The 18861-nt window shown below is 62.8% G+C and carries 15 protein-coding genes; 14 read left to right on the forward strand and 1 reads right to left on the reverse strand.

From position 1 onward, the window contains the following. Nucleotides 1–25 precede the first annotated feature (25 nt). From AC4PS7_RS29170 to AC4PS7_RS29180, 3 genes are all read left to right on the forward strand, one after another. Nucleotides 26–541 carry a sigma-70 family RNA polymerase sigma factor gene (locus AC4PS7_RS29170; RefSeq protein WP_010211544.1) on the forward strand — a complete coding sequence of 172 codons (516 nt, stop codon included), beginning with the start codon at nt 26–28 and terminating at the stop codon, nt 539–541. Beyond that, the gene (locus AC4PS7_RS29175; RefSeq protein ID WP_137206157.1) at nt 528–1478 is read left to right on the forward strand and encodes a FecR domain-containing protein; all 951 of its coding nucleotides are present in this window, start codon (nt 528–530) and stop codon (nt 1476–1478) included. Before AC4PS7_RS29170 ends, AC4PS7_RS29175 begins: the two co-directional genes overlap by 14 nt. 105 nt (nt 1479–1583) lie before the next feature. Beyond that, nucleotides 1584–4067, forward strand: a complete 2484-nt coding sequence (locus AC4PS7_RS29180; RefSeq protein ID WP_492179882.1) for a TonB-dependent siderophore receptor — start codon at nt 1584–1586, stop codon at nt 4065–4067. Nucleotides 4068–4314: 247 nt separating this feature from the next. Here the strand turns inward: AC4PS7_RS29180 and AC4PS7_RS29185 are convergent, their stop codons facing one another. Then, entirely contained in the window at nt 4315–4611 is a 297-nt protein-coding gene (locus AC4PS7_RS29185; RefSeq protein ID WP_162484834.1) for a hypothetical protein, read from the reverse strand. Here AC4PS7_RS29185 and AC4PS7_RS29190 point away from each other — a divergent pair. From AC4PS7_RS29190 to murJ, 11 genes are read left to right on the forward strand one after another with little or no spacing between them, the layout of a single operon-like run. Next, nucleotides 4511–5950: an undecaprenyl-phosphate glucose phosphotransferase gene (locus tag AC4PS7_RS29190; protein WP_010211547.1), complete on the forward strand. Its 1440-nt coding sequence runs from the start codon at nt 4511–4513 to the stop codon at nt 5948–5950. The two genes, AC4PS7_RS29185 and AC4PS7_RS29190, sit on opposite strands and share 101 nt — an antisense overlap. Then, nucleotides 5950–7410 carry a mannose-1-phosphate guanylyltransferase/mannose-6-phosphate isomerase gene (locus AC4PS7_RS29195; RefSeq protein WP_010211548.1) on the forward strand — a complete coding sequence of 487 codons (1461 nt, stop codon included), beginning with the start codon at nt 5950–5952 and terminating at the stop codon, nt 7408–7410. The genes AC4PS7_RS29190 and AC4PS7_RS29195 overlap by 1 nt, the downstream gene beginning before the upstream one ends. Before the next feature lies 1 nt (nt 7411). Next, nucleotides 7412–8323: a glycosyltransferase family 2 protein gene (locus AC4PS7_RS29200; protein WP_021492069.1), complete on the forward strand. Its 912-nt coding sequence runs from the start codon at nt 7412–7414 to the stop codon at nt 8321–8323. 29 nt (nt 8324–8352) lie between these two features. Then, complete coding sequence (locus AC4PS7_RS29205; RefSeq protein ID WP_010211550.1) at nt 8353–9129, forward strand: polysaccharide biosynthesis/export family protein; 777 nt, start codon at nt 8353–8355, stop codon at nt 9127–9129. Between the two features lie 14 nt (nt 9130–9143). Further along, nucleotides 9144–11135, forward strand: coding sequence for a GumC family protein (locus AC4PS7_RS29210; protein WP_198581544.1), 1992 nt, complete (start codon nt 9144–9146; stop codon nt 11133–11135). After that, the gene (locus tag AC4PS7_RS29215) at nt 11135–12325 is read left to right on the forward strand and encodes a glycosyltransferase (RefSeq protein ID WP_045792335.1); all 1191 of its coding nucleotides are present in this window, start codon (nt 11135–11137) and stop codon (nt 12323–12325) included. The genes AC4PS7_RS29210 and AC4PS7_RS29215 overlap by 1 nt, the downstream gene beginning before the upstream one ends. Then, nucleotides 12315–13643 (forward strand): GH39 family glycosyl hydrolase, encoded by a 1329-nt coding sequence (locus AC4PS7_RS29220; protein ID WP_044286940.1) that lies wholly within the window; start codon nt 12315–12317, stop codon nt 13641–13643. The genes AC4PS7_RS29215 and AC4PS7_RS29220 overlap by 11 nt, the downstream gene beginning before the upstream one ends. An 8-nt stretch (nt 13644–13651) precedes the next feature. Next, nucleotides 13652–14869, forward strand: a complete 1218-nt coding sequence (locus AC4PS7_RS29225; protein WP_241912390.1) for a glycosyltransferase family 4 protein — start codon at nt 13652–13654, stop codon at nt 14867–14869. Continuing rightward, the gene (locus tag AC4PS7_RS29230; RefSeq protein ID WP_045792337.1) at nt 14860–15963 is read left to right on the forward strand and encodes a glycosyltransferase family 4 protein; all 1104 of its coding nucleotides are present in this window, start codon (nt 14860–14862) and stop codon (nt 15961–15963) included. Before AC4PS7_RS29225 ends, AC4PS7_RS29230 begins: the two co-directional genes overlap by 10 nt. 2 nt (nt 15964–15965) lie before the next feature. Further along, nucleotides 15966–17393 carry an O-antigen ligase family protein gene (locus tag AC4PS7_RS29235; RefSeq protein WP_010211556.1) on the forward strand — a complete coding sequence of 476 codons (1428 nt, stop codon included), beginning with the start codon at nt 15966–15968 and terminating at the stop codon, nt 17391–17393. Further along, a complete protein-coding gene (gene murJ, locus AC4PS7_RS29240) occupies nt 17393–18802 on the forward strand; it encodes a murein biosynthesis integral membrane protein MurJ (RefSeq protein WP_021492076.1) in 1410 nt (469 codons plus the stop codon). The genes AC4PS7_RS29235 and murJ overlap by 1 nt, the downstream gene beginning before the upstream one ends. Nucleotides 18803–18861 lie beyond the last annotated feature (59 nt).

Raw genomic sequence — 18861 nt, forward strand, 5'->3', positions numbered from 1 at the left:
TTAAGACAGCTGCGCCAGGATGCCCATGTCGAGCGATCACCCACTGGACCATGCCGCCATCGGCCAGCTTTACCATGCCCATCATGCCTGGCTGCGCGGCTGGTTGAGCCGCCGCACCGGCTGCCGCGAACACGCCGCCGACCTGGCCCAGGAAACCTTCGTGCGCCTGCTTAATGCGCGCAGGCAGCAAACCTTGCAGCAGCCGCGCGCGTACTTGAGCAGCATCGCCCGCAGCCTGATGATCGACCAATACCGCCGCCGCGAACTGGAGCGCGCCTACCTGGAAAGCCTCGCGCACTTCCCGCAAGTCGAGGTGCCGTCGGAAGAAACCCGCCTGTTGATCCTCGACAGCCTGGAACGTATCGACCGTCTGCTCGACCAGCTCAAGCCGCGCGTGCGCGAAGCCTTTTTGCTGGCGCAACTGGATGGCCTGACTTGCGCACAGATCGCCCTGCGTCTCGGCGTGTCCAAGGCCACGGTGGAACGGGACCTGTCCAAGGCGCTGCACGCGTGTTACCGGTTGCGTTATGTCGAAAACTGACGCGCAGCTGGTCGACCAGGCGATCCAGTGGATGATCACCCTGCGTTTCAATGTCGCCGACGATGCCAGCACCGCCGCCTTCGAACGTTGGCTGCACACCAGCGCCGAACACCAGCGGGTGTGGCAGCGGGTGACAGCGATGAATGACGATTTCAATCATCTACCGGCCCAGGTCGGCCGGCATGCCCTGCGCGGGGCGCGCCAACGCATCAGTCGCCGTGAGGGCTTGAAACTGCTGGGCCTGGTGGCCGGCGCCGCCGGCTTGACCTGGCTCGGTCGCGACTACACGCCCCTGCACGCCTGGATGGCCGACTATCGCACCGCGACCGGCGAACGGCGCTGGGTGGCATTGAACGATGGCAGCCGGATCCAGCTCAACAGCGCCAGCGCGATCGATGCGTCGCTCAACGCAGACCGACGCTTGGTGCAGTTGCGCCAGGGAGAAATCGTGGTGAATACCGGGGCCGACGACCGCCCTTTCTGGGTCCAGACCCGTGACGGTTACCTACGCGCCCTCGGCACGCGATTCCTGGTACGCGAAGACGCCTACGGCACTTTGCTCGCCGTGCAGCAAGGCGCGGTGGCGGTGTTTGCCGACAGCCAGACCGCCAGCGCACGCCAGGTCCTCAAGCCCGGCGAACAGGTGGTGTTCAACCGCAGCGGCATTCGCCCGGCGGTCGCCAACGGCCTGGATCCCTGGGCCTGGAGCGATGGCGTGATCAGCACCCACCACATGCGCCTGGACGATTTTCTCACCGAACTGGGTCGCTACCGCAACGGCTTGTTGCGCTGCAGCGAGGCAGTGGCCGGGTTGCGGGTGTCGGGGACTTATCAGTTGGACGACACCGATCAGGTGCTGGGCCTGGTGGCGCAGTCGCTCAAGCTCGATGTCACGTACCGCAGCCGCTATTGGGTGACCGTTTCACCGCGCGTGTAAATTTTCAAAAATAAATGAGGTGAATTCTCATTGCCGCTCGACCTGTAAGGAAAGGCCGATCAACAGGCCAGTTTTATCCACTTCCTTCAGGAGCATCCCGCGGTCATGCAAGCGTTCCCTTCCCCTCGTTCCCCCCTCAAGCGTGCGGTACAGGCCGCCTTGCTTGGCCTCTGCCTGAGCAGCGCCTTGCCCGTGGCCGTGATGGCCGAAACCCCGGCCAGCGACACCCAGGCCCGCGACTGGAACATTGCTGCCGGTGCCCTGGCAACAGCACTGGACCAGTTCGCCCGCCAGGCCGGCATCAGCCTGTCGTACGACGCCACCAGCGTCGCCGGCAAAACCAGCCCGGGTTTGAGTGGCCGCTTTGATTCTCAGCAGGCCCTCGAACAACTGCTACGCGGCCAGGGCCTGCAAGCCCAACGCCAGGGCAACAGCACCTGGATGCTGCTGCCACAAGTGGCCGATACCGGTTCGCTGAACCTGGGTGCCACCCTGATCAACGGCGAACGTTTGGGCGCCACCACCGACGGCACCGGCTCCTACACCACCGGCGCGGTCACCATCGGCAAGGGCGAACACAGCCTGCGGGAAACCCCGCAATCGGTGAGTGTGATGACTCGCCAATTCATGGACGACCAAAACGTCACCACCATCGACGACGTGATGGAACGCACGCCCGGCATCACCACCTACGAGTCACCCATGGGCGGCAAGTACTTCTACTCCAGAGGCTTCAAGATGCTCGGCCAGTACCAGTACGACGGCGTGCCCCTGGACATGGGCAAGGACTACGTCCAGGCCGACAGTTTCAGCGCGAACATGGCGATTTATGACCGCGTGGAAGTCCTCAAGGGCGCCGCCGGCATGCTCAAGGGCGCCGGCACCGCCAGCGGTGCGGTGAACTTCGTGCGCAAGCGTCCACAGGCCAAGCCCACCACCAGCTTGTCGCTATCGGCCGGCACCTGGGACAACTACCGCGCCGATGTCGACACCGGCGGTCCGTTGAATGACAGCGGCACCCTGCGTGGTCGCGCGGCGGTGAGCCAGCAGACGCGTGGGTCGTACATGGACATCGCCAAGCGCCAGGACCAGGCGTTCTACGGCGCGCTGGATTTCGACCTCACGCCGGACACCACCCTGGGCGTCGGCGCCAGCTACGAAGATGTCGACGCCACGCCGTGCTGGGGCGGCCTGCCGCGCTATGCCGACGGCAAAAGCGCCAACCTGAGCCGCTCGACCTGCCTGGGCCAATCCTGGAACGACTGGCAAAGCCGGCGCACCACGTTCTTCGCTGATGTAACCCATCACTTCAACGATGATTGGAAACTCAAGGTCGCGGCGGTCCACAGCCGCAACCTGCAAAACACCAAGTATGCCGCCAGCGAAGGCACCATCAACTATGGCAACCCGGCGCCCACGGCCAACTCCTATGCTGCGTTGATGGACTACGACCACAAGGACTTCGGCCTCGATGCCTATGTGGACGGCAAGTTCGAAGCCTTTGGCCTGGAGCATGAGCTGATCCTCGGCGCCAACGGCAGCCGTGGCACCCAGGACGATGTGTACGCGATCCAGAACCTGCCCAAGCGCCAGAGCATCTACCAGCCCGACCACCACTTCCCTGAGCCGGATAACAACACCTTCTGGCCGAACATGTATCGCGGCGGCACGGTCAAGGAAACCGCCACTCAATACGGCACCTACGCGACCTTGCGCTTGCGCCTGGCCGAGCCCTTGATGTTTATCGTCGGCAGCCGCGTGAGCTGGTACGAGAACCGTCGCCAGTCCAACAACCTGGCCTGGGGTGAATGGGCAGTGCAGGACGCACGCACCAAGGAAACCGGTGAAGTCACGCCGTTCGCCGCGCTGATCTATGACCTCGACGAGCACCTGTCGGTGTACGCCAGCTACGCGGATATCTTCCAGCCGCAGAGCTCTTACGCCACCGTCGATGGCGCGGCACTCAAGCCCAAGATCGGGGACAACTACGAGCTGGGGATCAAAGGCGAATGGTTCGACGGACGCCTCAACAGCTCCGTGGCACTGTTCCGCGCCATCGAGAAAAACGGCGCCGAATCCGACTACACCACGATGTGCCCGACTTCCGCCGATGGTTATTGCTACACCGACACCGGCAAAGTGCGCGCCCAAGGCGTGGAGACCGAAATCAGCGGTGAATTGCTCGAGCGCCTGCAGCTTTTCGGCGGCTACACCTACACCCAGACCAAGTCTCTGAAAAACATCGACAGCCAGGTCGAAGGCGGTTCATCCAACACTTACGTGCCTCGGCACATGCTGCGATTGTGGGGTGACTACCAGCTCGACGGCGCGCTGGCGAAATGGAGCGTGGGCGCCGGGGTCAATGCCCAAAGCAGCAACTACCGCGTGCAAACCATCAAGCTCGAACAGGCCGGTTATGCGACCTGGAGCGCACGCATGGCGTACCGCCTCGACGACACCTGGACCGTGGCGCTCAACGGCAACAATTTGTTCGACAAAAGCTATTACAACACAGTCGGTACCGCCTCCTGGGGTAACTTCTACGGCGAACCACGCAATTTCACCGTTAGTTTAAAAGGCAACTTCTGATCGGGCGAACGCCCCGGTGGCAGGGCAGTAAGTACGCCCTGCCACGCTCTATTTGTCCCCCTTTCCTTCCTCGCCTCAAAAAAGGTTTTTCCTTTAAGCAGGAAAAATCCGACATTTGTTCCTACACTCAAAAACACACCTTATTAACGAGTGTCCAGACAAGGAACGTCAATAAAATGCCTCAAAAAAGACTAATTAACCTATCTAGCCCGCCACTTCCGCACGGCAGTCAATTAATTGACGAGACTCAGTAAGGACACACGCCTTTAGTCACCACCCCAGTCACTACCCTGCAAAATCCATTCAAATGGATAGCTGCATTTGCAATGAAAAGTTGCGTATTACCCAGAGTAGCCAGTTTGTCCAGCGCGCTAAAGCAGCCTGCTGCTTTATTGAACAAACAATCAAACAGCGAAGTCTGGAGTGCAATGAGGGATGTTTTTATGCGAGAGAAGTCGTCTGTCGACAGTTTGTTTTTAACGCGCGCCGGTTTTGTTGAGTTCTTTGTTGTTTTCGTCAAGTTGATCCATGGCCTGACGGCCATTTTGCCTCCACTGGTCCTGGTACTCTTCCTGGACCCGATAGACCCTGAGCTGCGCGCCCACTTCCTGGGCCTGCTGGTGTTTTTCGCGGTCCTGACCATTATTCTGTTCCAGGCCCTGGGCATCTATTCCGAAGAATTGTTCAGCAACCGGCTGCGCCTGAAAACCAAGATCAAGGCCTGGACGGCGGCTTTTTGCATCCTGCTGTTCATGTACCAGATTCTGCAGTTCTTCCCGCAGTTGACCCCACGCAACCTGGTGACGTGGTACATCGTCAGCCTGGGGCTGTTTTGTCTTGAACGCCTGGTAATGCTGCGCCTGTACCGCCGGCTGATGCGTGCCGGCAAATACCTGCAACGTACGGTGATCCTGGGCTTTACCGACACCGCCGTGCATGTCGCCGATCATTTGCAGCGCAACGGCGATATTCGTTCCGGCCTGGTCGGCTTCATCGATGACCGCACCGAACGCATTCCCAAGGAGCTGAGCAACCTGCCCCTGTTGGGCAACACCCGCGACCTGGAAAAACTGATCCGCGCCGAGCAGGTCAACCAGGTGATGATCTGCCTGCCCTGGGCTGCCGAACAACGCATTCACGGCCTGGTCAACCGCCTGCGGCAGTTGTCGGTGAACGTCGTGCTGGTGCCGGACATGGCCGCCCTGCGCTACGGCCACAGCAAAATCACCGACGTGGGCGGCATCCTGATGTTCAACACCTCGCAGTTGCCGCTGCGTGGCTGGTCGCCGGTGATCAAGCGCTGTGAGGATTTGCTGCTGGCCAGCCTGGCGTTGGTGGCGCTGTCGCCGGTGATGCTGGCAACGGCGATTGCCATCAAGCTCGACTCCAAGGGCCCGGTGTTGTTTCGCCAGAACCGCTATGGCTACAACGACAATGAAATCCGCGTGTTCAAGTTCCGCTCGATGTACACCGACCAGAGCGACTTCACCGCCGAACGCCAGACCACTCGCGAAGACCCGCGCATCACCCGCGTGGGCCGCATCATCCGCAAGACCAGCATCGACGAGCTGCCGCAACTGTTCAACGTGCTGCTGGGCAACATGTCCATGGTCGGCCCGCGTCCGCATGCCACCGCCACCAAGGCGGCCGGGGTTCCCTTCGAGGTGGCGGTGAGCGAGTACAGCTCTCGGCACCGGGTCAAGCCGGGCATTACCGGCTGGGCGCAGATCAATGGTTACCGGGGTGAGACCGACACCCTGTTCAAGATCCAGAAACGTGTCGAGTACGACTTGGAGTACATCTCCAAATGGTCGGTGTGGTTTGACTTGTACATCGTTTTCATGACGGTCCCGGCCGTCCTTTCCACCAAGGAAGTCTATTGATGAACACACTCAACGGATTAATTCCCTGCATCATTTCCGGTGGTTCGGGCACGCGGCTGTGGCCGGTGTCTCGGCAGAACATGCCCAAGCCGTTCATGCGCATGCGCGACGGCCAGAGCCTGCTGCAGAAAACCTTCCAGCGCGCCGCCAAATTGCCCGGCGTGGAAAGCGTGTTAACAGTGACTAACCGTGACCTGCTGTTCCGCACCCTGGATGACTATCGCCTGGTCAACAAGGCCCACCTGCCCCTGGACCTGCTGCTGGAGCCGTTCGGTCGCAACACCGCGGCGGCGATCGCCGTGGCGGCGCTGCATGTGCAAGAACATTTCGGGGGTGAGGCGCAGTTGCTGGTGATGCCTGCCGACCATTTGATCCTCAATGAAGTGGCGTTCGCCGAGGCCGTGACCCAGGCCCGGGACCTGGCCGAAGCCGGCTACCTGGTGACTTTCGGCATCCAGCCGGACCAGCCGGAAACCGGCTTTGGCTATATCGAACAAGGTGAACGGCTGGGCACGGGCAACCGGGTCAAACGCTTTGTGGAAAAACCCGACCTGGCCACTGCCCAGGCCTACCTGGATGGCGGCAAGCACCTGTGGAACGCCGGCATGTTCTGCTTCAAGGCCAGCACCCTGGTGGACGAACTCGCCACCCATGCACCTGACGTGCTGGAGGCTGCGCGTGCCGCCCTGGACCACAGCCAGAGTCTGCAGAACAAGACCTCGCGCCAGCGTGAACTGGACTCGGAGGCCTTTGGCAGTGCGCCGGATATTTCCATCGACGTGGCGCTGATGGAGAAGTCCACGCAAGTCGCCGTGGTCCCCTGCGATATTGGCTGGAGCGATATCGGTTCCTGGGAAGCCCTGCGCCAGCTCACCCCGAGCGACGCCCATGGCAATCAGGTCAATGGCGAAGCGATTCTGCATGACGTGCACAACTGCTACATCGACTCGCCCAAGCGTGTACTTGGCGCCGTGGGTGTGCGTGACCTGATCATCGTCGACACCCCGGATGCCCTGCTGATCGCCGACGCCCACCGCAGCCAGGATGTGCGCTACATCGTCGCCGAGCTCAAGCGTCAAAACCATCCGGCGTACAGCCTGCACCGCACCGTCACCCGGCCGTGGGGCACCTACACCGTGCTGGAGGAAAGCAGCCGTTTCAAGATCAAGCGCATCGTGGTCAAGCCTCAGGCGTCGCTGTCACTGCAGATGCACCACCATCGCAGCGAACACTGGGTGGTGGTCAGCGGCGCAGCGCAAATTACTAACGGCGAGCGCGAATTCCTGATCAACGCCAACGAGTCCACCTACATTCCGGCCGGGCACAAACACCGCCTGACCAACCCCGGCATCATTGACCTGGTGATGATTGAGGTGCAGAGCGGCGAGTACCTCGGCGAGGACGACATTGTGCGCTTCGACGACATCTACGGGCGCGCCCCGGCAGACGTGAAGAAATAACATGCGCACGTCACTGATCATCCCGACCCGCAACGCCTCCAGCCACCTGGCGCGTCTACTGCCGGCGCTGCGCATGCAAACCCTGCAACCTGACGAGATGCTGGTGGTGGACAGCGCCTCCAGCGATAACACGGTGGCGCGCTTTCGCGAGTTCGGCGCACGGGTCGAGGTGATCGACGCGCGTGACTTCAACCACGGCGGCACGCGGCGCTGGGCCAGCGAACAAGTGTCCGGCGACGCGCTGATCGTGATGACCCAGGACGCGATTCCCGCCACCCCCGAGACCTTCGCCAATCTGCTCGCCGAATTGCAGCAGGACCCGCTCAACGGCGTGGCGTACGGCCGCCAGTTACCCCACCCCGATGCGGGTGTGCTGGGTGCACAATCGCGGCACTTCAACTACCCCGAACAGAGCCGCAGCAAGAGCCTGGCCGATGCGCCGGAGCTGGGGATCAAGACCTGCTTCAGTTCCGACTCGTTTTCCGTGTACCGGCGCAGTGTGCTGCAAGCGGTGGGCGGTTTTCCGGCGGATGTGATCGGCAGCGAAGACGCCTATGTGGCGGCGCGCATGCTGCTCGAAGGCTACAAGGTGCGCTACGCCGCCACGGCGCTGGTGCATCACTCCCACGATTACAAGCTCTTGGATGAGTTTCACCGCTACTTCGATATTGGCGTGTTCTACGGTCGCGAACCGTGGATCAAGCAGGCCTTTGGCGACGCGGGAGGCGAAGGCAAGCGCTATGTGCTGGCCGAACTCGCGGCCTTGCGCAAAGCCGGTGCCTTGTACCGCGCCCCCGAAGTATTGGTACGCAGTGCGTTCAAACTGCTCGGCTACCGGCTGGGCCATCTGGAGCGTCGCCTCCCCCTCGCCCTCAAGCGGCGCATCAGCATGTTTCCCGGTTATTGGAGGTGAGCATCATGCCCTACAGGAAGTCCCCCTTGATGAAACGAACCCTGCTTGTCGTGGCCATGATGGCCTTGGCCGCCTGCAATACGCCGGCACGCATCGTCCCGCCCGACGACAAAACCGTCGAGGAAGGCAAACGCGCCCTCGACCAGCTTGCCCAACTGCCGCCGGCGGTGGAACGCATCCGCATCGGCGACCAGTTGCGCATCGTGCGCGATGCCGGCGAGATGCCGACGCTGTCGGCGTTCAACGTCAGCACCATCTATGAGCTGACGCTGTACACGGTGCAGACCGACGGCAAGATCAACTACCCGTTCCTGGGACCGGTCCAGGTCGCCGGACGCCAGCCTTCGGAACTGGCCACAGAGTTGACCAGCAAACTCGCGCCCATCTACCGCGAACCGCGCGTGACCGTGAACATCAACCAGGCGCCGGGCAGCTCGATCATCGTCGGCGGCGCGGTGAACAACCCGACGGCGGTGCAACTCGGCACGGCCAACACCCTGGAACAAGCCATCATTGGTGCCGGCGGGGTCAGCCCGGCGGGCAACGCGAGCATGGTCGCCCTGCTGCGCGAAGACGCCCAGGGTGCATATCGCGCGTACTTCCTGGACTTCAGCCAGTTACTCAAGACCGGCCCCAACGGCCGCAAACCCGTGCACCTGCAACGCGGCGATGTGGTGTTCGTGCCCAAATCCAACGTGGGCGAGCGCATCCAAGGGGTCGATACCTACATGAACCAACTGATCCCGTTCACCAAGTCCATTGGGGTTGGCTACAACTACACCCGAACCAGCGGCGGCAATAACTAAAGGAGCGACATCCCATGATCGAGATCCGTTCTTTTCGTGATCTTCTGCGCTTGTTCTTCATCTTCCGGCGCGAGTTCAAACTGGCGGCGATTGCCGCGCTGGTGATCATCCTGCTGGGGGCGTTCCTGCTGCCGGCCAAGTACGAGTCCACCGCGCGGCTGCTGGTGAAACCAGGGCGCGATTCGACCTTGCCCATCGAGATCAGCAACCGCCAGGCGCTGGTGATGCCCAGCACCCAGCGTGACCCGATTGTCGACGAGGAGCGCCTGCTCACCGGCCGGCCCATCGTGCGCGCGGTGGCTGAGCATTATCTGGAAGTGATCGAAAACGCACCGCCGCCGGAGGGTTTCTGGAAGCGCACCAAGTACTACGTCAAGAGCGGCGTGGGTGCGGTGTTCGACGGCGTGCGCGTGATCATGGAAACCGTCGGTATCGTCGAAAAAACCACCCCGGTCGAACGTCTGGCTGCCGGCCTGGAGAAGAACTTCGAGGTGAGCCACGCCGCCGGTTCCACGGTGATGGACATCAGCTTCAAATGGAGCGACCCGGAAATCGCCCAGGCGGTGGTCAAGGATTGGGTCGAGACCTACATCAACGAGCGCACCGAGGCCCTGGGCCGCAAGAGCCTGTACGCGTTCTATGAAGGCCAGGTGTCCAACAGCGCGACCGAGATCAAGAGCTACAAGGAACAGATCCTCACCCACCTGAACAAGATCGGCGCCGCGAGCATCACCGACCGCCTGGAAGACTTGTCCGAGCGCATCAACGTGCTGCGCGGCGAGACCTTCAACACCACGCGGCTGATCGCTTCGTCCGACAGTGCGATCCAGAGCACACGCACTCAGCTCAAGGGCCAACCCAAGGAAGTCACCACAGTGCGCCAGATCGCACTGAACCCGCAGCAGCAGGATTTGCGTCGCCTGCTCAACCAGAAGCTGCTGGAAAAGGCCGACATGATGCGCACCTACACCGACAACGCGCCGCCGGTCAAAGCCCTGGACGCGTCGATTCGGGCAATGCAGATGCAGGTCAACAACGAGAGCAACACGGTGCAAGCGTCAGAGAACCGTGCGCCAAACACCTTGGAAATTCACTTGCAGCGCGTGTTGCTGGATGAAACCAGCAACAACCAGGCGCTGCGAACCCAGCTGGTTCAACAGCAGAAACAACTGCTGACCCTGGAAGCCCAACGCAAGGAGGCCCTGGAGATTGAGCCGGAGCTGGCCCGCCTCTCCCGCGAACTGAACACCACCGAGCGCAACTACGCGCTGTACGTGGATAACCTGGAAAAGTCCCGCATCGACCGCGAGCTGGATAACAGCCAGATCAGCAACATCGCCGTGATCGAAGAGGCCACCCTGAACCCGGGCCGCATCTTCCCGAAAACCCTGGTGATGCTGCTGTTGGCGATTCCGTTTGCCATCGTGGTCGGCCTGCTGGTGATCTACCTGTGCTACCTGCTCGACCAGCGGATTCACGACGGTGGCCTGGTGGAACGCAAGTTCGGCTTGCCACTGTGGACCACCCTGCCGGAGCTGGACACCTCCACCGCGCAAAGTACCAACGCGTTCAATGCGAGCATCTACCGCTTGTACAGTCTGCTGCAGCCCGACCGCATTGCCGAGCACGGCGTGACCCTGGGCCTGACCTCGGCGCGCCATGGCGAAGGGGTGACCTTTGTGGTGGAGCAACTGCGCCAGCTGCTGCATGAAAACGGCATCAATGTGCGGGTCGGCGGGGTGGAAGCCGCCGCACCGGGTGAAGTGGTGTTGCTCGACGCCTCGGCCCTGCTGGATAACCGCGAAGCCTTCATCAACCTGCGCCGCGCCGACCTGATCGGCCTGGTGGTGGAAGCCCGCAAAAGTACCGTGCCGGTGGTGGAGCATGCGCTGTCGATCCTCAACACGGCGTTTGGCAAGGTGGACGGCATCATCATCAACCGTCGCAAGTTCGAAGTGCCGGGCAAGGTGTTGCAGACCATCGGTAAATACCGGGGAGCGTTCTGATGCGTATCGCCCTGCTCGCGCCCTTGCCGCCGGAAAAGAACGGGATCGCCGACTACGCGAACCATTTCCGCACGGCACTGGAACACCTCGGTGTGACGGTGCTGACGCCGTTGGCCGGGGTCGCGGGCAACTCCGAGGCGATCAAGCAAGCCATCGCAGCTTTCGACTGGCAATCCGTCGACTTGGTGCACGCTGAGCTGGGCGGCGGGCGGCTCGGGGAATTCCTGGCCTTGCGTGAACTGCGCAAGGCTTACCCGCAGTTGCCACTGACGGCCACCGTGCATGACCCGGAGCGCATCGTGTGGCGACGTGAACAGTTGCCGTTTCCGCTGAACCTGATGGCGCGTCTGCCCAGCCCATTGCCGCAGGCGGCGGTGGTGCTGGCCGACCCGCTGACCCTGCGCGAAGAACGCCAGGTGGCCAAGGGACTGACCCGGTTGGTGACCCTCACCCGACTGGGCGCCGACTGCTTGACCCAACGCATGCAACTGCCGGCCGGCAAAGTCGCGGTGATCAATCATGCCAACCTGGCGATTGCACCGGCAGCATTGCCGTCGCTGGACACCTTGCGCCTGCTGTATTTCGGCTTTATCTACCGCGGCAAAGGTATTGAAGACCTGGTGCAGGCCCTGGCGAATGTGTTCAAGCAAGCCCCTCACTTGCGCGACCGCGTGCGCCTGACCCTGGCCGGCGGCACTGCGGCGGAAATGGCGTTCGGCGCGGGCGGCAACTACCTGGAGCAGTTGAATGCCCAGATCGCGGAATTGGGGCTGACCGACGCAATCGACTGGCGCCTGAACCTGCCGGCCGATGAAATCGCCCAGACCATTCAGGCCCACCATGTGATGGTGCTGCCGTATCGCGAATCGAAAAAACTCGGCCTGCTCGGACGCCAGCGCGGCACCAGTGGCGCGCTGTCCTGGGCCACCGCCTGTGGGCGCGGCGCAATCACCTCCGACGCGCGTGCGTTTGCCGAGGAAGTCGCCAGCGGCAACGGCGCGATCTACCCCGAAGGGGATGTGGCCGCGCTCGGCGAACAGCTACTGCGCTTGGCACGCACGCCACTGCTGGCGCGGGATTGGGCCGAGCGGGCCGGGGAAATCGGCCGCGAACGCCTATGGCCGTTGACCGCGCAGAAGTTCAAGCAGCTCTTCGAGCAGGCCATCACCGGAGCCCCTTATGGCGCGTAAACGCACTTACCTCGCCACCTTTGCGGTGGTTGCAGCCCTGGGCTTGACCGCATTCTTGTGGGGACGCCAAGCGGATGCCGAAAGCCATGTACTCAAGGGCACCAAGGAAGTGGTGTGGAAGGATTTCCTGGGGGTGAATGCGCAGTTTCTGTGGTTCAGCCCCGAGCGCTACCAGAAGCAGATCGACCGCCTCAAGGCCTTGGGCCTGGAGTGGGTGCGCCTGGATCTGCACTGGGATCAGCTGGAAACCGCGCAGAACCAGTACAAGCTCGCCACCCTCGATGAGCTGGTGGGCAAGCTGCAACAGAACCAGATCAAGTCGGTGTTTTACTTAGTCGGGTCGGCACGCTTTATCACCAGCGCGCCACCGATGTCGCAGTACCCGGACCAGTACCCGCCGCAAGATCCCAACGTGTTCGCCAACCGCATGGCGCTGCTCTCACAGCGCTACCCCAGCGTGGATGCCTGGCAAGTCTGGAATGAACCGAACTTGATCGGTTTCTGGCGCCCGGTGGCGGATCCTGCCGGCTATGCGAATCTTCTGACCGTTACCACCAACGCGTTACGCGCCGTGAACCCGAACAAACCGGTGGTCGCCGCCGGCATGGCGTTTTTCAGTGAAATGCCCAACGGCCAGACCATGTTCGACGCCTTGGGCGCGCTGGGCGTGGCCAGTCTGAACACCATCATCTCCTACCACCCCTACACCCAATTGCCCGAAGGCAACGACCCGGCCAACCTGGACTTCATCGCCAAATCCACCCAGCTCAACCAGGCCCTGCGCAACGGTGGCGTGCAAACCTTGTGGAGCACCGAGTGGGGCTGGTCGACGTACAAGGGGCCAAAAGACGCCCAGGACCTCATCACCCCTCAGGCCCAGGCCGACTACGTGGTTCGTCGCCTGGCGCTGATGAGCGCGATGGATTACGACAAGATTTTCCTGTTCACCTTGAGCGACCTCGACCAGCGCGCCAGCGTGCGTGACCGCTCCTATGGCTTGCTGGATATCGACACCAACCCCAAGCCGGTCTACACCGCACTGAAGAACTTCCTTGATGTCAGCGGGCCGAAGCTCACGCCGGGTGATCCGCCTGCTGCCGACGCGCTGCCCGATGGCCTGTTCAGCATCGGCTGGACCCGCACCGATGGGCGCAAGCTGTGGTTCTTCTGGTCCGCCCAGGGCGGCAACGCGCACCTGCCGGGCTTGGCCAGCGCCACCCTGTACGACCCGCTGCACGGCACACAAACCCCGGTAAGCGGCACCAATGGCCTGACCGTTCCGGTCAAGTCGAACCTGCAAATTCTGTTATGGGAGTGAGGCCTGCCATGCGCATTTTATGGATCCTGCCCTACTCACCCTGGCCCGCCACCAGCGGCGGCAAGACGCGCCAGTTCCACCTGCTGCGCAGCCTGTCCGCGCGTGGGCATCGGATCACCTTGCTGCTGCATGACAAACATCCGGTGTCGCTCACCGACCGCCAGGTGCTGGAGGCGTTTCTCGAACAACTGATCATCCTGCCGCGTCGCCCTCTGCGCAGCGTGAAGACCCTGCTCGCCGGGCTGTTTGCGCCCTACCCGCTGCTGGCGAGCGTGAATGGCTTGTCGGGCGCGTTGCAGGACCGGTTCAACCAACTGCTCAACGAGCATTGGGATGTGGTGCAGATCGAGCACACCTACAGCTTCCAGCCCTATGAAGAGGCGCTGGCGCGCAAATCCCAGCCGTTCGTGCTGACCGAACACAACGTCGAATCGGCCCTAGGCGCGGCCACTTACGACCGCTTGCCGGGTTGGTCGCTGCCGTTCATTCGCTATGACCAATGGCGTTACACCCGCTGGGAACGGCGCGTGATGCGCCAGGCCACCCAAGTGGTGGCGGTGACCGACAGCGACGCCCAGGCCCTGGAACCCATCGCCGGCAAACCGGTGTCAGTGGTGGTCAATGGCGTGGATTGCGATCACTTCGCCACCGCCCGACCGGACCCGTCGACCCTCCGCGTGCTGTTCCTCGGCAACTACGAATACGCGCCCAACGTGGACGCCATCGAATGGGCCCTGGACGAAATCCTGCCCAAGGTCTGGGAGCGTTGCCCGCAGGCGCGAATGAGTGTGTGTGGCTTCGGCATGCCGGACAGTTGGCGTGAGCGCTGGCCGGACCCGCGCATTGAATGGCAAGGGTTTGTGCCCAACCTGCTGAAACTGCAGTCGAGCTGCTCGGTGTTTCTGGCGCCGTTGCGCCATGGTGGTGGTTCCAAGCTCAAAGTGCTGGAAGCGTTGGCCGCGGGCCTGCCATTGGCAAGTACCGAACAAGGCGTGTCCGGGTTGGACCTGGTGGAAGGCCTGGACTACCTCGGCGGGCAGACCGCTGTGAGCCTGGCGGACGCCGTGGTGCGCCTGCTGCAATTTCCCGATGCCGCCGCGGCCATGGGCGAAGCCGCCCGCGCCTATGTGCGCCGCGCCCACGACTGGAGCGTCGCCGCCAGCCAGTTGGAAAAGGTGTACGCCAGCCTTTCGCCCCTGAATCAAAAGGAGCCCGCATGCGTGTAGGCCTGGATTACCGCACCGTCGGCACCTCGCCGCAATCGGGCATCAGCCGCCAGGTGTACGCGCTGGAAAGCGCCCTGCACGGCCTGCCGGGCATCGAGCTTGAACGGTTCACTGTGGCTCCCTTGGGCGATGAAACCCGCTTGCGGGCCCATTGCCCGGCCTGGGGCTGCGCTAAAACCGCCATGCACCAGCCACACAATCGCCTGCGTTTCGAGGCCGGCTTTTTGCCGCGTGCGTTGCGTGAGCAGCATATCGACCTGTACATCAGCACCTTCAACATGGGCTTGCCATTACCGCCCCACCCGAAGGGGCTGCGTACGGTGGTGCTGTTGCACGACCTGTTCCAAATCACCCTCGACAACTATCACGCCAACCGTCTGAAGGCGCTGATCTACAAGACCAGTGATCGCCTGTCGATTGCCTACGCGGTGCACAGCGCCGATCGGGTGTGGACGCCGTCGCAGTACAGCGCCGATGAAACCGCGCGGTTGTTTCCCAAGGCGGCGGGAAAGATTCGGGTGTTGCCCAACCAGGTCGATGCCTTTTCCGAACAGGCAGCGGATCTCAGTGCACGCCAATTGCCTGAACGCTATTGGTTGCTGGTGGGCACCCGCGAGTTGCGCAAGAACGTGCCGTTCCTGGTAGACGCCTGGCAGCAGGCGCGACGTCAGTCTCCCGCCGTGCCGGAGTTGGTGCTGGTGGGCAGCCTCGACCATTTGCCCGAGGCCCAGCGCACCCTGCCGGGCATTCGTGCGCTCAGCGGTGTGTCGGATGCCGAGTTGCATGCGCTTTACCGCCAGGCTTCGCGCCTGTGGCAGCCTTCCTATGCCGAAGGCTTCGGCCTGCCAGTGATCGAAGCGCTGAGCGTCGGCACCCCGGTGGCGGTGGCCAGCGGTACCTCGTTGGATGAAATCACCCCGCCCTCGGCACCGCGTTTTTCGCCCACCGATGGTCCGGCGCTGACGCAATTGATGCTCAGCCTCGGCGATCGCGCGGAAGAAGAATCACCCGAGCAACGCCGGCAATGGGCGCAACGCTTCAACCATCAAGCCTACCGCCGACGCCTGGCCGAACTGATCGAGGAATTGAAGTGAGAGTGAACCTGCCCAGCCTCGTCGCCATCCTCTTCGGCCTCCTGTTTGGCGCCGCCGCCCTGCTGCTGTCACCGGCCAAGGCGTTCCTCGCGGTGATCGGCCTGGCCGGCGCGGTGACCATCCTACGCTTTCCGTTCTGGGGCCTGCTGCTGTTTGCCCTGGTTGCCACGTTCATGCCCTATTCCACGGTTAACCTGGGCATTCGCAGTACCGTCAGCGAAGCTATCCTGGCGATGACCTGGGGCGCGGTCCTCTGGCAAAACTTCCTGGTACGCCTGCCGGATACGCCGAGCCTCACCCGGCGCCCGACCGACCAGATGCTGTTGTGGCTGATGGTGTTCAGCGTGTTCCCCTTCATTGTCGGTCAGGTCACCATCCACGCCGACAGCAGCGGCGTGGCCAACTGGCTGCGTTGGTTGCTGAACTTGTCGGGGGTGTTCCTCTGCGCCAAGTTGCTGGTGGACCACAAGCACCGCGAGTCCCTGGTGATCGCCCTGCTGCTGGGCAGCCTGGCGATGCTGATGCTGTCGATTGCGGTGTTCGTGCGCACACGCTCCGGAGCCGGCATTGCGCCGGTGCTGGCACTGTTCAATTACGGCAACTTCGACATGCTGAAATTCGGCCTGGAAGCCATGTCTTCGCGGATGGGCTCGCCGTGGATGCACCCGAATGCCATCGGCGGAATCATGGCGCTGCTGCTGCCCCTGGCGTTTTGTTTCGGCATGACCGAACAAGGCTGGAAACGCGCACTGGGACTGGGCGTGGCGTGCCTGGGCGCGGCGGCCTTGCTGTTGGCGAGTAGCCGTGGGGCAATGGTCAGCCTGGCGCTGGTGCTGCTATGGATGGCCACGCGCCGGGTGCCCTACACCGGACGTCTGCTGATGATCGGCGCGGCGCTGACCGCCGTGCTGGTGATGGCTTATCCACCGCTGCAGGAACGCCTGGCGACGATTTTTTCTTCGAGCAACGCCAGTACCGAAGTGCGTTTCGACGAGTACCGCATGTTTCCGCAGGCGATGGTGTCGTACCCGTTCGGTATCGGCTTCAAGGTCGATCCGCCCGTGCCTGGCACGCCCTTGCTGGGCATCTCCAACCTGTGGCTGAACTACATCTACAAGACCGGCATCGTCGGCATGCTGTTCTTTATCGCGGTCACCGTGCGCTGGTGGCGTGAAGCCCGCCCGGAAAGCGGCCCGATCCGCCTGACCAAGGACAACGCGCTGTGGCTGGGCACCACAGCCGGAATTCTCTCGGCGCTGGTCAGCGGCCTGTTCGACCACTACTTCAGCTTTGCGGTGGTGATGGTCGCGCTGTTCTGGCTGATGGTCGGCATCAACGTATTGGAGGCACGTCGACTGTTTCCGGCACGCCTGCCCCAGGTGAAACGTGTGGTGTTCGGCAAACCCGTGCTTGATGGCGCACAGCCCTGATGCTGGGCTCCGCCGCCTGGCTGACACTGGCGACGCTGCTGGGCCTGTGCCTAGGCTTTGCCCGTGAATGGCTGCTGGTGGCGGCCTGGGGCGCGGGCGAACGCAGTGATGCATTCCTGATCGCACTGTTTTTGCCGGAGGCGCTGCGCATGTCATTGGCCGGCGGCGTGCTGAGTGCCGCGGCGCTGCCGCTGTATCTGGCGCGCAAGGACGACGAGCGGTTGGGCTGGTTGGCCGCGTTGTTCCCCGCACTGTTGCTGATCGCCCTGGTCACCAGCCTGTTGCTGACGCTGCTGGCGCCGTGGCTGGTGCAACTGCTCGGGCCAGGCCTGGCGGCGAGTGCCACGGCGCTCGCCAGCAGTAACTTGCAGATCGTCGCCTGGTGCGTGCCGGGGTTGATGCTGCACGCACTGTTTAGCATCCCGTTGCAGGCCAGCGAACGTTTCGTGCTGGCTGGCTTGGGTTCGTTATTGTTCAATTTGCCACCGGTGACCTACCTCGCCCTCGCCGGCACCGCCACCCAACCGCACGCCCTGGCCCTGGCCTGCCTGGCCGGCAGCTTGTTGATGCCGTTGGCGCTACTGCCATCGATGTGGCGCCAGGGCTGGCGGCCGTGGTGCTGGCAATTGCCGTGGGCGCCGCTGCGGGAATTGGGGCAGCGCATCGGTCCATTGTTACTGAGCAACGGCGCCAGCCAGGGCCTGGCGCTGATTGAACGGCTGGTGGCATCGCTGTTGGGTGAAGGCGCGGTGACCTGGGTCAACCTGGCGCGCAAGCTGATGAACCTGCCGCTGATTGCGCTGATGAGCCTCAACCAGGTGTTGCTGGGCATGATGAGCCGTCGTCAGGGCGATGAGCGCCTGGCCCTGCTCAAGCGCGGCCTGGAAACCGCCAGCGTGCTGACTCTGCCCGCCGGTGTCGGCCTGGTGGCGGCGGCCCCGAGCCTGGTGGCGTTGCTGCTGCCCGCGCAATCGCTGGACTCGCCGTTGCCGCTGCTGCTGGCGTGGTTTGCCGTGCCGCTGGTATTCGGCGCCTGGAACGCCTTGCTCGCGCGTTATGCCTACGCGGCCGGGGATACGCGCCAGCCGCTGCGCTGCGAACTGCTCGGCAGCCTGGTCAATGTGCTGTTGCTGGGCGTCCTGCCGTTTGTGTTTGGCCTGGCAGGCATTCCGTTGGCGGCGCTGGCCGGGGTGATCTGCACCGCGCTGCTGCTGATGCAACGCCAGGCCTTGCTCAGCGCCCTGCCCTGGGCTCGGAGCTGGCTGCTCAGTGCCGTGCTGATGGGTGTGGCGGCGTTGGCGCTGTTTCGGATTGAAGGCGTGTGGCTGCAACTGGGGCTGAGCACCCTGGCCGGTGCAGTGGTGTTGCTGGGCATGGGGCTGTGGTTGAAGCCGTGGCGCAAGGCATGACTCATGCCGCGCATTCCCGTTGACGATTTTCGCTGGCAAGCCAGCTCCTACAAGGGCGG

The sequence above is a fragment of the Pseudomonas sp. DW-iso3 genome (assembly GCF_058725305.1).

Bases quoted from the DNA above. Each gene is read 5' to 3' on its own strand.
- AC4PS7_RS29170 (WP_010211544.1), top strand. From the start codon at position 26: ATGTCGAGCGATCACCCACTGGACCATGCCGCCATCGGCCAGCTTTAC.
- AC4PS7_RS29175 (WP_137206157.1), top strand. From the start codon at position 528: ATGTCGAAAACTGACGCGCAGCTGGTCGACCAGGCGATCCAGTGGATG.
- AC4PS7_RS29180 (WP_492179882.1), top strand. From the start codon at position 1,584: ATGCAAGCGTTCCCTTCCCCTCGTTCCCCCCTCAAGCGTGCGGTACAG.
- AC4PS7_RS29190 (WP_010211547.1), top strand. From the start codon at position 4,511: ATGCGAGAGAAGTCGTCTGTCGACAGTTTGTTTTTAACGCGCGCCGGT.
- AC4PS7_RS29185 (WP_162484834.1), bottom strand. From the start codon at position 4,611: ATGGCCGTCAGGCCATGGATCAACTTGACGAAAACAACAAAGAACTCA.
- AC4PS7_RS29195 (WP_010211548.1), top strand. From the start codon at position 5,950: ATGAACACACTCAACGGATTAATTCCCTGCATCATTTCCGGTGGTTCG.
- AC4PS7_RS29200 (WP_021492069.1), top strand. From the start codon at position 7,412: ATGCGCACGTCACTGATCATCCCGACCCGCAACGCCTCCAGCCACCTG.
- AC4PS7_RS29205 (WP_010211550.1), top strand. From the start codon at position 8,353: ATGAAACGAACCCTGCTTGTCGTGGCCATGATGGCCTTGGCCGCCTGC.
- AC4PS7_RS29210 (WP_198581544.1), top strand. From the start codon at position 9,144: ATGATCGAGATCCGTTCTTTTCGTGATCTTCTGCGCTTGTTCTTCATC.
- AC4PS7_RS29215 (WP_045792335.1), top strand. From the start codon at position 11,135: ATGCGTATCGCCCTGCTCGCGCCCTTGCCGCCGGAAAAGAACGGGATC.
- AC4PS7_RS29220 (WP_044286940.1), top strand. From the start codon at position 12,315: ATGGCGCGTAAACGCACTTACCTCGCCACCTTTGCGGTGGTTGCAGCC.
- AC4PS7_RS29225 (WP_241912390.1), top strand. From the start codon at position 13,652: ATGCGCATTTTATGGATCCTGCCCTACTCACCCTGGCCCGCCACCAGC.
- AC4PS7_RS29230 (WP_045792337.1), top strand. From the start codon at position 14,860: ATGCGTGTAGGCCTGGATTACCGCACCGTCGGCACCTCGCCGCAATCG.
- murJ (WP_021492076.1), top strand. From the start codon at position 17,393: ATGCTGGGCTCCGCCGCCTGGCTGACACTGGCGACGCTGCTGGGCCTG.